Origin of the sequence: Phaeodactylibacter xiamenensis, from assembly GCF_965229835.1 — a bacterium.
GTDB classification, from domain to species: Bacteria; Bacteroidota; Bacteroidia; order Chitinophagales; family Saprospiraceae; genus Phaeodactylibacter; species Phaeodactylibacter xiamenensis.
This window is the reverse complement of the sequence record NZ_OZ245931.1, coordinates 4,122,633-4,135,484: the sequence shown is the minus strand read 5'-3', so window position 1 is coordinate 4,135,484 and position 12,852 is coordinate 4,122,633. Positions and strand designations below refer to the sequence as shown.

Below are 12,852 nucleotides of genomic sequence, written 5' to 3'. Positions count from 1 at the left end.
CGGAACGGCCCCCGCTATTACTTCAGGCGTGTCTCGCTGGAAACGGTCAGCTTCTTACGGCCTTTCTTCCGGCGGCTTGCCAGTACTTTACGGCCATTTTTCGTTGCCATCCGTGAACGGAAACCATGCTTATTCTTACGCTTTCTTCTTGAGGGTTGATATGTACGCTTCATTGCGGTATTTTCTTTATCCTTCTGTGTAAATTCTACCTTTTCTCAAAAGTGCGACAAAGGTAGGGGATTTGGTTGGAAAGACCAAGCCAAATCTTTGATTATTAATAATAGGATATGCCAGCGGGGTGCCTTAAAGCGGCACTTTAGATGGTCATGATGTCTTTTTCCTTGCCTTCGACGAGCTTATCGATCTTACTGGAATAAGACTTGGTGATGTTTTCGACTTCCTCTTCCATGCGTTTGCCCATGTCTTCCGGGTAGCCGTCTTTCACTGCTTTTTTGATCTGTTCCATAGCATCGCGGCGGGCACTTCTCAGCCCTACCTTCGAATCTTCGGCAGCAGCTTTTGCCTGCTTTACCAGTTGTTTACGGCGGTCTTCGGTAAGGGCGGGGATATTGATGCGGATCACCTCTCCATCGTTTTGCGGGGTGAAGCCGAGGTTGGCTTCCATGATCGCTTTTTCGATTGGCTGAATCATGCTTTTCTCCCAGGGCTGAATAACGAGCGTACGGGAGTCAGAGGTGCTTACGTTAGCGACTTGATTCAGTGGCGTCTGCGAACCGTAGTACGGTACAGTCAGGCCGGAGAGCATATCCGGGGTAGCTTTGCCTGCACGGATTTTGAGCAGCTCTTTTTGCAGGTGTTCCACGGCATGGTCCATACCTTCTTTTGCCGCCTCAATATAAATATCAACTTCTTCCTGTTGCATGAGCGTAAGTTTTAAGCAGTGGATGAATTTGGTTGCCTTCTGGCTTCGGTCAACGTATACCGGTAGCCAAGGCAGGGCAAAAATACATAAAATTCGAGCGATTTATTAAGCAAATTCGCTTTACGGAGCCTGTAACGATGGCTAATCCCGTGTGGCAGCAGAGTACCGCATGAGCAGGTAAAGCAGCATTACAAGTGCTGACAGCGCCGCTGAAACGTAGGTCATAGCCGCCCACCAAAGGGCATCCTTGGCGCCTGCCTGCTCTTGCCCGCCGGTTACGCCACTACTCTCCAGCCAGGCCAGTGCCCGCTTACTGGCATCAAACTCTACAGGCAGGGTAATAAAGCTGAATAAAGCCGTTACCCCAAATGCTGCAATCGTGATCAGCATAATTGAAGGCATGGACGACAAGGTCATGAAAGCAATGATCAACAGCCACTGCTGTGCCATAGCCGAGATATTGACCATTGGCACGAGGGCAGAGCGTACCTGTAGCATACTATAGGCTTGTGCATGTTGCACAGCGTGCCCGCATTCGTGTGCCGCTACTGCCGCTGCAGCGATCGTATTGCCCCGGTACACGTCCGGGCTAAGGCTTACCGTTTTGCTCACCGGATTGTAGTGGTCAGTAAGAAACCCCTGCCCCTCCACAATCTTGACATCCCGAATGCCATAATGATCAAGCATCCGCTGAGCAATCTGATAACCGGGCAGGCCGGAGCGCAGGGGAATTTGACTGTAATGGCTGAACTTGCTCTTCAGTCGCTGGCTAACGAACATGCCGATCAAAGACATAACGCCTGCCACAATCATATAGCCCATATCAAAGACCATAGCTTCGCAATTTTAAGATTCTGTCTGCGCGAATCATTTTGGTTAATCAATCAGGTCAAAGCCGGTGTAGCTTTGCAATACTTTAGGAATAATAATTCCATTTGCAGTTTGATTGTTCTCCAGCAGGGCTGCAAAAATACGCGCCAGTGCCAGTGCAGACCCATTCAGGGTATGCGCCAGCCGGGTGGACTTGCCATCCTTAAACCGCAGCTTCATCCGGTTGCTTTGGTAAGTCTCAAAATTGGACACAGAGCTCACCTCCAGCCACCTTTGCTGCGCGGCAGAATAGACTTCAAAGTCGAATGTAAGTGCAGCCGTGAAGCCCAGGTCGCCCCCGCAAAGGCGCAGGATACGGTAAGGCAGCCCGAGTTTGTCGAGCAGCCCGCCTACGTGTGCGAGCATCTCCTCCAGCGCCTCGTAGGAACGGTCGGGGTGTTCGTAGCGTACAATTTCCACCTTGTCAAACTGATGTACCCGGTTTAGTCCCCGTACATGCGCACCATAGGAACCGGCTTCGCGCCGAAAGCAGGGGGTGTACCCGGTTAGCTTTACCGGGAAATCATCTTCCGACAGAATCTCATCCCGGAAAATATTGGTGATGGGTACCTCCCCGGTGGGGATGAGGTAAAAGCCATCCTTTTCTATATGGTACATTTGCCCCTCCTTATCCGGTAGCTGACCGGTAGCGCGGGCAGAATCCTCGTTGACGATGAGCGGTGGCAGAATTTCTTCATAGCCCGCCCGGTTGGCTTCATCCAGAAAAAAGCTGATGAGCGCCCGCTGAAGGCGAGCCCCTTTGCCCCGGTACAACGGGAAACCGGAACCGGTGATCTTGGTACCCAGTTCCAGGTCAAAGAGGTTATATTTTTTAGCCAGTTCCCAGTGCGGTAAAGCATCGTCGCCCATCTCTGGCAGATCTTTTGCCCATGCTTTGTAGACTTCATTGTCGTCCTCGGTAGAGCCCTTAGGGACAGAAGGGTGCGGGATATTGGGTACCTGATACAAGGCTTCGTCCAACTCGGCTTTTATCGATTTCAGAGTGTCTTCCAGGCTTGCTGCCTCCTCCTTAATATCGTTGACCCGGTTGCGTTTTTGTTCGGCTTCGTCCTTCTGGCCTGACTTGAAAAGCTCCCCGATTTCCCTGGAGAGCGTATTGCGCTCCGCCAGCAGGCTGTCCAGTTCAGTCTGTGTGGCTTTACGGCGGTCGTCAAGATTAATAATGTCGTCTACAATGGATAGTGCTTCATCTGAGAAGTTGCGGACCCTAAGGCCTTCTTTTACACGTTCCGTATTGACTCTCAGAAAGTTAAGTTCCAGCATGATGCGGTTTTCTTTTACAGATTTTGGCGGGTGGCAGTTCCCGATTGAACTTATGGAAGAATAATCAGTTTAATTTTTGCAAAGATACTATTTGAATTCAGAAAATAAACGTATTTTTGTAGCACCAAAGCACAAATGCACGCCAATACAGCCTCTGTGAGAGCGTTCCAAGGCGCACAAATTCTATCCTGCTTATTCCTGCAAGTTTATAAAGGTTAAGATTTTAAGTGACACGTCATGTGTTTTGGATGTTCCTGAACATCTTAATTGAAGCTTGAATGAACTCGCTCGCCCCCTGTCTTCAGGAGTGGTTTCCAGGGTCAAACCTAGGAGTTCATCCATAGGAATAGCAAGAATTTTTTCATGCCTCCGCTTTTACTATTTCCCCAAACTCATTCATTTCATTAACCACACAAACCGTCCTTAAGCGACACACAAATCAAACTCTAAGTAACACAGCGATACTATGTTAGATATATCACAGTTAAACTACATGCTGGTTCCAGAGCTCCGGGAACTAGCCGAAAAACTTGGGCTTTCCGGGTATAAACGCCTGAACAAGCAAGAATTGATCTACAAAATTTTAGACCATCAGGCTGCCTCCGGCGAAGGTACAGATACTGATTCCGGCAAAGCAGAAGAAGAGGAGGATAGCAAGCCCCAACGCCGCTCTTTTGACAAAAAGCCTAACCGACGGACCAATGATTCGGAGGAGGACGATGACAACGGCAAAAAAGATGGTGGCCGCCGCCGCTCTACACGTAGGGTAGTAAAAGTCGCCAATGATGATAATTCAGGGAACAAAAAGCCGGAACCGGCAGATGATGCCCCGGAAGAAATGCCTGATGAGCCAGAGGAAAAGCAAAAGGAGGTGGCGCCCCGCTCTGACCAAAGAGAGCAGAACCGAAAAGAGGATAAAAGAAAAAGAGCGGATAGCCCTCCCCCTTCCAAGCGTAAGGAGAAGGAGCCCAAAGCTGAACCTGAAGAAAAGTTCGATATTGAACTCGATGGAATTATCGAGGGCGAAGGCATCCTGGAAATGATGCCGGATGGATATGGCTTCCTGCGCTCCTCCGATTACAACTACCTGACTTCACCTGACGATATCTACGTCTCTCCCTCTCAGATCAAGCTCTTCGGCTTGCGTACCGGGGATACGGTACGAGGTGCTATTCGCCCTCCAAAAGACGGAGAAAAGTACTTCGCGCTGTTGCGGGTGTCCCGTATCAATGGTCTTGAGCCACAGGATATCCGTGACCGGGTACCTTTTGATTACCTCACGCCACTGTTCCCAACGGAGAAGTTCACTCTTACCAGCTCGCCTACCGGCCGAGATATTGGCAACCGGATGATTGACCTCTTCACGCCGATCGGTAAAGGACAGCGTGGATTGATCGTTGCTCAGCCAAAAACAGGTAAAACCTTCCTGCTGAAGGACGTTGCCAACGCTATCGCAAAAAACCACCCAGAGTGCTACATGATCGTATTGCTGATCGATGAGCGCCCGGAGGAAGTAACTGATATGAAGCGCAGTGTGAATGCAGAAGTGGTCTCCTCTACCTTCGATGAGCCTGCTGACAATCACGTGCGTGTAGCGAATATCGTGTTGGAAAAAGCCAAGCGCCTTGTGGAAAGCGGGCACGATGTGGTTATCCTGCTGGATTCTATCACTCGTCTTGCACGGGCTTACAATACCGTAGCCCCTGCCAGCGGCAAGGTGCTTTCCGGTGGTGTTGAAGCAAACGCCCTGCACAAGCCTAAGAAATTCTTCGGTGCCGCCCGTAATATCGAGGACGGCGGCTCTCTGACTATCCTGGCAACTGCCCTGATCGATACCGGATCCAAGATGGACGGTGTGATCTTCGAAGAATTCAAGGGTACCGGTAACATGGAGCTGCAGCTTGACCGCTCACTGGCGAACAAGCGCCTCTACCCTGCGATCGACCTGACCAAGTCGAGCACGCGCCGGGAAGACCTCCTGTTGGACAAAGATGCTTTACAGCGGATGTTTATCCTCCGCAACCACCTGGCCGATATGAAGCCGGACGAGGCATTCGAGTTCCTGCGTAAGCACATGGTCAATACCTCTTCCAACGAAGAATTCCTGACTTCCATGAATGGCTAATTAAGCCATCGGTTAACATAAAAATCCCCCGCACCGGCTTTCCTGCCGGGCGGGGGATTTTCTTTTTCTCGGGTTGCACGAGCGTCTTTAATTTTGGCTATGCTGTTTCATGAAGTCCTGTAGCCGCCGGTCCAGTTCATTGGGGTCTGTATTGTAGTGCGGCGTGGTTGGCGTGGTGCCCGGCATTTCTTCAAGGTGCAGGGTTTGGGTAGGGAAAGCAAACCGTACGCCAAGGGCTTTCGCCAGCTTGAGCACTTCGAGCAGGATTTCGTGCCTGCCTTTTAATTCCTCCGACCAGCTGGGTGCCTCAAAAAAGATATAGAATAAGATATCCAGGGAGTGCGCCCCCATGCCATTCAGATGGATCTCGTAGTAGTCCTTGCGTGTAAGCGGGTGGCGGGCGACAATAGCCTTCAGCCCTTCCACAAATTTCTCAATCAGCTCCGGTGGGGTGTCATAGGTCAGCGCCAGTGTGGTACTGTAACGCCGGTACTGACGCAGCCCGTAGTTGTTCACCACCATATCAGCCACTTTCCCATTGGGTACATACACCAGGGAGTTGGCAAAGGTCCGTACTCGGGTAGACCGGAAACCAACTTCCTCCACCGTACCGTCCACACCAGCAAAATTGATCCAGTCACCGATCTGGAAAGGCTTGTCCATGAAAATAGTGAGGGAGCCGAAGAGGTTTTTTATTGTATCCTGAGCTGCCAGGGCAATGGCTAAGCCACCAATGGAAATACCGGCAATAAGCGTGGTAATGTCCACCTGAAATACCCGCAGCATTTGTATGATGGCGCCCGCAAAAATCAGGAACTGCACCCCGCGTTCGATGACCGGCAGCAGCTGCTCGTCCATTTTACTCTCGGTCTTTTGGGCGCCCTTTCCGGCATACAGGATAATCACATCCAGGATGCGCAGCAAAATGCCTACCACCAGCCCAATCGTGACCAGCTTAATGACCACAATGGTGAAATTGGCCGCTTCAATGGGAAGCTGTAAGGTGGGCACGAACAGCTTAAGCATTCTTACCACCACCAGCACACTGATAAGACGGGCGATGGTCCAGACCAGCCTGGGCGGCACCAGTGATGGGTAGAGCCGGGAGTGGGAAAGCTTTCTGACCACAGGTTTGAGCAGCCGGCTAAGTATAAAATGGACCACAACTGCCAAAATCAGGAGCAGAAGCAAGCCCACCAGTTGCCAGGCTTTCAGCCCCAGTATTTCGCGTTCACCAATATGCGGTATGAGCTGTAGCAGGAGGTCGGTGCCGAAGGGGTAGACCTCTTCGTGCAGGGTGTTGATCTGACTGACGGTCTCCTCTGAGTAGTACCATCGGCCATCCACTTTTTCCAGGTAAACCTGAGGCAGCTCGTTGGGGAAGGGCGTGAACACCGATTGCGCAACCGTGGAATCGACGTAATCGGCTTCCTTTGGTATGCGGTTAAGGCGAACGTACAAGCCAAGCCCATCGTAGACCTGCTTGAGCTTTATGGCAAGGCGGCTTGCCTGGGTGCTGTCAGCCACACCATAAAGGGTGCGGGCAGCAGTAGCTGGATCATAGGTAGCCGGCTGCAGGTAGTGAAGGTGCACCAGTGCTGTATTATGAGGAGTTTCCAATGTAACGGATACATTGTCGCTATTTTGCGCAGACAGCCAAAATGGTGTCAGAAGCGCGGCTAGCAGCAATCGGTAAACAGGCTTTAGCAATCGCATGATTTCATTTTGGTTGGTTCTCTGCAAATCTAAGGAATCACTTACCTTTGAAAGAAAAATGAAAGCCCAAGCCCTCGGTATTTTCCTGCTCTTCTTACTGAGTACCGTTCTTAGCGCCCAGCCTGTTAATGTGATGACCTTCAATATCCGCTACCCGAATCCGGACGATGGGGTCAACTACTGGCCCAACCGTAAGGAAAAGGTGGCCAGCATCATCCGCTTTCATCAGGCAGACATCATTGGGGTGCAGGAAGCCTTCCGTGCACAGCTGGATGAAATTTCAACTATGTTGCCCGAATACGAATGGGTTGGGCACTGCCGTACGGATGGCAGTCTGCAACCGGATCCTGATAATGAGTTTTCTGCCATTTTGTACCGGTACGCACGTTTCGAGAAGCTCAATGGCGGTACTTTCTGGCTTTCGCCCACCCCGAATGAGGCCGGCAGTAAAGGCTGGGATGCCGCCCTGCCAAGAGTTGCTACCTGGGTGAAGTTGAGGGACAAACGAAACGAGGGCGTGTTTTTTGTTTTCAACACCCATTTTGACCACCGGGGCGATACGGCCCGCCTTGAAAGCGCAAAGCTAATCCTACGGAAAATCCGTAGTATCGCAGGCGAAGCACCGGTAATGCTGACAGGCGACTTCAACTGTGGGCCAGGGTCATTACCCTACAATGCGATCACGGCTGCAAACAGCCCGGTGGAAGACGCCATGCACCGTTCAGAAATGCCCCATCATGGTCCGAACGCGACTTGGACGGACAGCTTCAAGGTGCCTGGCACCGGAGAGCGGATTGATTACATCTTTGTGACCCGGGGAGTTATTGTGCACCGTCATGCTGCACTGTCGGAAAGCTGGGGTGGACGGCTACCGTCAGACCACCTGCCTGTATTTGCCGAGCTGGAACTGCCAAAGGATTAAACAAACCCTGCCGGCCGGCGTTCAGCTTCTGTCAAAACGATAATATGAATCTGAAGCTCACAACTATAGTCAGCGGGAATTACAAAGTGGTGATGAGCCGCTTTGACCGTGATCTGTTTGAGGCACTTACCCCAAAACAGGGCCAACTTGAAATCGTGGAATTCACAGGCTCCAAAAAAGGCGACCGGGTGCATCTCCGTTTCCTAAGCCCCATAAAAGCAGATTGGGTCAGCCTGATTACTGAAGATGGGGTGAATGAGCAGCAGGCCTACTTTGTGGATGAAGGGGAGACACTGCCTTTTCCGCTCCGGTACTGGCACCATCGTCACGTGGTGGAAAAAGTCACAGAGGATACCTCCCGCATCGTCGATGATATTACTTTCAAAGGCCCCAATGCCCTTGTTACGCTACTGATGTACCCGGCTATTTTCATTGGTTTCTACCCCCGCAAACGGATTTACCGGGCCTATTTCGGACAGCCGGATTAATACATCGGGTTGCCGTTTTCTGAATGGTCGGGTATTTGTTGGATGGCATCCCAGTGCTCGACAATTTTCCCTTGCTCGTCAAACCGGAAAAAGTCCATAGTGACATATTCCTCCTGTCCGGGCCATACTTGATGGGTGTGTAAAGCGACTAAGTCTCCCTCAGCAACCGCTCTTACGAAATTCACTTGCTTATCCGGGTATTCTTCAGCCATGCGTTGGAAGTATTCTATGAACCCTGCTTTCCCGTCTTTTACCAATGGGTTGTGCTGAATATACTGATCGCCTACATAGCGGTCAACGGCTTCCTTTGGGGCTCCGTTAAAGGCTGTTTCATAATAAGCTATAGCGTTTTGTTTGTTTTGATCGGCATTTTGCGGCATAACATATTTTTTATTACAACCGATCGCCATGTAAAATAGCTTGTACTCAAAAAAGTGATAAAATCAATAAAATACGCAAAAAAGTTTTTATTTTACTGCTTTGTCACTATCTTGCTGCCCGGATAAAACCTGATGTGTTTTCAAACTAAACCCTGGTAACCCCAAATGGATGATTCCATAATTTATACGGATGCGCGCTCTGTTTTTCTTCTAAGTATACCACGTTGAACAACTTGCTGGTGGTTTGTGTCAAGTTCATTATATTGCATAGACTTACAGCATTGGTATGAAGCTCTTCCTCCGCTTTGCTCCACGCAGGCGATCAGACTGGACCGACGAACAACTGCTTGCCGCCTGGCAGGAGCGGCGGGATGAGGCTTGTTTCAACGAAATTTACCAGCGTTATCACCACCTGGTCTATAAATTATGCTGTACCCACCTGCAACAGGTGGCAGACCGTCAGGATATTACCCTGGAGGCCTTTGCTGCTCTAATGGAATTACCTGCCTCCAAATCAATTGATTCTCTGCCGCGTTGGCTTAACCGGACTGCCCGAAACCTTTGTGTCTCGAGGTACAGAACAGAGGCTGCTGGTCCCTTTTTAAACGGGGAAGAAACTTTTTTTGAAAAAAATGCCGGTGAATTTGTGGAAAATGAGGGTTTGCTGCGACATATAAGTAGAGAACACCCTCATTTAACCGACTTGCTACCGCAGGCGCTGGAACAACTGGAGACGAAACAGCGCCAATGTATTGAGCTTTTTTACCTCGAAGAAATGACCTATAAGCAGGTCAGCGAAACATTGGGGTATGATCTTAAAGCGGTAAAAAGCTATCTACAAAACGGGCGGCGAAAGCTGTCTGTGCTACTGCGGGAGCTACTGTCGGAGAGGTCTTAGCGGGTTCGGCACCGGTACCGGCCGCTTAAAATCTGGAGTATGAAATCATTTTTTAAGGAGCGGCGCTGCCTTTCAGCGCGGGAGCTTCAAAGGTATGCCAATCATGAGCTTAGCCCCCGGCAGGCGCATGAGGTGGAGGCGCATTTGCTGGACTGCCCGCTGTGCGCTGCTGCTGCTGAAGGGTATACGGATCATTCTTTTTCTGCAGCAGATGAAGCTGCCCTGGAAGAGCTGGGGGCAATACATTTTCCGGCCCGGGGGCGTTCGTTCCCACGGGTGTGGATGAACCAGGCGGCAGCAGTCCTGCTGATTGTTGCGGGAGCATATGCGCTTTGGCAGTATGAGTCCGCTACCCGGCATCAGGCAATATTTGCAGCTTATTATGAACCCCTTCAGCCGGCTTACCTCAGCTTGCGTAGTGCAGCGATAGTAACAGGTACTACAATGGACGCCGGGCTCAAAGCCGCATTGCAGCTTTACGATCAGGGGGACTTCAAAGGGAGCCTTGTTTTTTTGGAGCGGTACCTGAATGAGCATCCCGAAGATGTTCAGGCCGGACTGTTAATGGCGAGTGCTTTACTTGGAGACTGGCAGCCGGAGCGGGCCATCAATATCTTACATCAGATGGAAGAGACAACGGTGGAAAAGGGAGATTTGTACTGGCTGCTGGTCTTGGCGCATATCCAAAACGATGAGCTGGGCACTGCTATGGCATTGCTTAACCAAACCGCTTTTCAGGGGGCAAGAGCTGAAAAAGCGGCCCATCTGGAAGCGGAACTGGAGCCCTGAATGGGCAGCGCTGACAAACAAAAAAAGCCCTCAGCAGGCATTTATAGCGGCTGAGGGCTCCTCTGTTTTGCTATTTCCTCCTGCTTACTTCAGGAAGTCGAGGCTCTTATTGATAAAGGCAGTAAGGTCTGCGCCCTTCAGCATTTGCTGATTGAGCATAGCCAGTTTATAGAGATAGTCGGCTACCTCCTGCTGTTTGCCTTCATCCTCTTCCTTGAGCAGCTTTTGCGCCACAAGCGGGTGGTTGGTGTTTACGACCACGTTGACGCTGTCGGGGAAATCGCCAAAGCTCATACCCTGCAGGCTCTGCATTTCCTTCATGCGGCGCATAAACTCCGGGCGGGTGATAGTCACCGGCTGATCTTCCGGCGATAGAGCTTTAGTAATTACGCTGCTGCCTTTGTCTGTGACGATTTTCTCGAAGACCCCTTTTACGGTATTTTGTTCGTCTTCGTTCAAAACGGACTCGGTGGCTTCGTCTTTTTGTACCAGATTATCAACGGTATCCGAGTCTACGCGCACGAAGGTCACGTCGCCAAGCTTTTGCTCCAGGTGCTGCATGAAGTGGTTGTCGATGACGTTGTCGAAGATCAACACGTCATAACCTTTGTTCTTAGCCGCTTCCGTAAAGGTGTTGTGCTGGTCCGGAGCGTGGGTGTAGAGCATGACGATTTTATCGTACTTGTCGGTCTGCTGCTCTTTTACTTTCTCTTTGTACTCGTCAATTGGCGTAAAGGTGCCGTCCAGGCTTTTCACCAGCGTGAAGGGGAGGGCACGGTCGTAGAATTTCTCATCGGAAATCATACCGTACTTAATGAAGACGCCGAGGTCGTCCCACTTGCTGATAAAGTTGTCCCGCTCCTTTTTATAAAGGTCCGCCAGTTTGTCGGCTACCTTTTTGGTGATGTAGCCGGTGATTTTCTTAACATTTGAATCGCTCTGCAGGTAGCTGCGCGAAACGTTGAGGGGAATATCCGGTGAGTCGATTACGCCGTGCAGCATCGTCAGGAATTCCGGTACAATATCCTTCACATCATCAGTGACATAGACCTGATTGCTGTACAGCTGTATCTTGTTTTTCTGGACCTCAAAGTTGTTGCCCAGCTTGGGGAAGTACAGGATACCGGTCAGATTGAAGGGGTAGTCGATATTCAGGTGGATCCAGAACATCGGTGGGGTGCTGAATGGGTAGAGCTCGTTGTAGAAGGCTTTGTAGTCCTCATCCGTCAGGTCAGCAGGCTGTTTGCGCCAGGCCGGGCTGGGGTTGTTGATGATGTTGTCAACCTCCACCTGCTTTTCCTCTGCGTCATCGCCTTCGCCCTCGGTTACGGTTTCAGTCCGGGTGCCGAACTTAATCTCAACCGGCAGGAACTTGCAGTACTTGTCGAGCAGCTGCTGTATGCGGTGGTTTTCCAGAAACTCCTTATCCTCATCATTGATGTGCAGGATCACATCGGTACCGCGGAAGTCTTTATCATTTTCCTCAAGGGTGTACTCCGGGTTGCCTTCGCAGGTCCAGGTAACCCCCTGTGCACCTTCCTGGTAAGAAAGGGTTTTGACCTCCACTTTAGAAGACACCATAAAGGCAGAGTAAAAGCCCAGGCCAAAGTGCCCAATGATGGAAGCATCATCTTTGTACTTTTCTAAAAATTCGGATGCGCTGGAGAAGGCCACCTGATTCAGGTATTTTTGTACTTCATCAGCGGTCATGCCGATCCCTTTGTCCCGGATGGTCAGGGTTTGGGCGTCCGCATCCAGCAGGATTTCAATCGTGGTATCGCCAATATCGCCTTTGACTTCACCGCGTTTAGCAAGGGTGCGCAGCTTGTTGGTGGCATCTACCGCATTGGAAACGAGTTCCCGCAGGAAAATTTCGTGATCAGAATAGAGAAACTTCTTGATGATCGGAAAGATGTTCTCCGTTTGTACAGATATGTTGCCTTTCTGCATTGGTCAGGAATTTTTTAGTTTTTTTGATTGCAAGTGTATTCAAATAACTATCAGGAATACAGCACCTTACAACAGTGCCCGGTGCAGGGATGCGTGCAAACAGCGTGCCAGCCGGAAAAAAACTGACAATTTGACGTAACCTTACTGTTTGGAGGGCGTACAAGTAGACAGAAAGAGCAAAAAGAGAGTATCAAACAAAAGCAACAGTTGACCTTTATTAGGATTTTTTCTAATATTGTGTCATCAGCGCGAAACGATTTTCGCCTGTTCTGAAAGAGCTATTCAAAAAGAGAGGTGCATCCGCATTGTTTGGGTGGTACCCCCTATCTACATACCAATTTTATTTACCAAGACATCGTTTGCACGGTAGCCCCAAACAGGTGGTAGCTGTGTATAAACAACAGGTTATGCGCCCCTGCTTCGCATACCTGGATAAAAGCCGATGTAGGCTGCCTTGTGTAGCTTACAAAGGTCTATTGTTGTGAGCAGCGTGGTCAATACTGGGGGGTAGTTGACCCGTTGCTCGCGCAATAGGACCTTTTAGAGA

At 50.3% G+C, this 12,852-nt stretch carries 12 protein-coding genes; 5 read left to right on the top strand and 7 right to left on the bottom strand.

Annotated elements, in window-relative coordinates; all coding sequences use genetic code 11:
• Positions 1–17: 17 nt before the first annotated feature.
• From rpmH to serS, 4 genes are all read right to left on the bottom strand, one after another.
• Positions 18–173: a 50S ribosomal protein L34 gene (gene rpmH, locus ACO08I_RS15695; RefSeq protein ID WP_282779677.1), complete on the bottom strand. Its 156-nt coding sequence runs from the start codon at positions 171–173 to the stop codon at positions 18–20.
• A 143-nt stretch (positions 174–316) separates the two neighbouring features.
• Positions 317–883 (bottom strand): ribosome recycling factor, encoded by a 567-nt coding sequence (frr, locus tag ACO08I_RS15690; protein ID WP_282779674.1) that lies wholly within the window; start codon positions 881–883, stop codon positions 317–319.
• A 141-nt stretch (positions 884–1,024) separates the two neighbouring features.
• Entirely contained in the window at positions 1,025–1,717 is a 693-nt protein-coding gene (locus tag ACO08I_RS15685; RefSeq protein WP_282779672.1) for a zinc metallopeptidase, read from the bottom strand.
• A gap of 42 nt (positions 1,718–1,759) precedes the next feature.
• On the bottom strand, positions 1,760–3,037 hold the full coding sequence (gene serS / locus ACO08I_RS15680; RefSeq protein ID WP_282779670.1) for a serine--tRNA ligase: 1,278 nt from the start codon (positions 3,035–3,037) through the stop codon (positions 1,760–1,762).
• A gap of 466 nt (positions 3,038–3,503) precedes the next feature.
• Here serS and rho point away from each other — a divergent pair, with 466 nt between their 5' ends.
• A complete protein-coding gene (rho, locus tag ACO08I_RS15675; RefSeq protein ID WP_282779667.1) occupies positions 3,504–5,162 on the top strand; it encodes a transcription termination factor Rho in 1,659 nt (552 codons plus the stop codon).
• Between the two features lie 87 nt (positions 5,163–5,249).
• On the opposite strand, the gene ACO08I_RS15670 is transcribed toward rho, so the two are convergent.
• Positions 5,250–6,878, bottom strand: a complete 1,629-nt coding sequence (locus tag ACO08I_RS15670) for a mechanosensitive ion channel family protein (protein WP_282779665.1) — start codon at positions 6,876–6,878, stop codon at positions 5,250–5,252.
• Positions 6,879–6,936: 58 nt separating this feature from the next.
• Between ACO08I_RS15670 and ACO08I_RS15665 the strand changes: the two genes are divergently transcribed.
• Positions 6,937–7,800, top strand: coding sequence for an endonuclease/exonuclease/phosphatase family protein (locus ACO08I_RS15665; RefSeq protein WP_421946418.1), 864 nt, complete (start codon positions 6,937–6,939; stop codon positions 7,798–7,800).
• Between the two features lie 44 nt (positions 7,801–7,844).
• The gene (locus ACO08I_RS15660; protein WP_421946417.1) at positions 7,845–8,288 is read left to right on the top strand and encodes a hypothetical protein; all 444 of its coding nucleotides are present in this window, start codon (positions 7,845–7,847) and stop codon (positions 8,286–8,288) included.
• Here the strand turns inward: ACO08I_RS15660 and ACO08I_RS15655 are convergent.
• Entirely contained in the window at positions 8,285–8,668 is a 384-nt protein-coding gene (locus ACO08I_RS15655) for a nuclear transport factor 2 family protein (RefSeq protein WP_282779659.1), read from the bottom strand. The two genes, ACO08I_RS15660 and ACO08I_RS15655, sit on opposite strands and share 4 nt — an antisense overlap.
• A 286-nt stretch (positions 8,669–8,954) precedes the next feature.
• Here ACO08I_RS15655 and ACO08I_RS15650 point away from each other — a divergent pair, with 286 nt between their 5' ends.
• Both ACO08I_RS15650 and ACO08I_RS15645 read left to right on the top strand, forming a co-directional pair.
• Positions 8,955–9,566: an RNA polymerase sigma factor gene (locus tag ACO08I_RS15650; RefSeq protein WP_282779658.1), complete on the top strand. Its 612-nt coding sequence runs from the start codon at positions 8,955–8,957 to the stop codon at positions 9,564–9,566.
• Positions 9,567–9,605: 39 nt separating this feature from the next.
• Positions 9,606–10,355 carry a zf-HC2 domain-containing protein gene (locus ACO08I_RS15645; RefSeq protein WP_282779656.1) on the top strand — a complete coding sequence of 250 codons (750 nt, stop codon included), beginning with the start codon at positions 9,606–9,608 and terminating at the stop codon, positions 10,353–10,355.
• An 84-nt stretch (positions 10,356–10,439) separates the two neighbouring features.
• Here ACO08I_RS15645 and htpG read toward each other — a convergent pair whose 3' ends face one another.
• Positions 10,440–12,305, bottom strand: a complete 1,866-nt coding sequence (gene htpG, locus ACO08I_RS15640; protein ID WP_044217958.1) for a molecular chaperone HtpG — start codon at positions 12,303–12,305, stop codon at positions 10,440–10,442.
• Positions 12,306–12,852 lie beyond the last annotated feature (547 nt).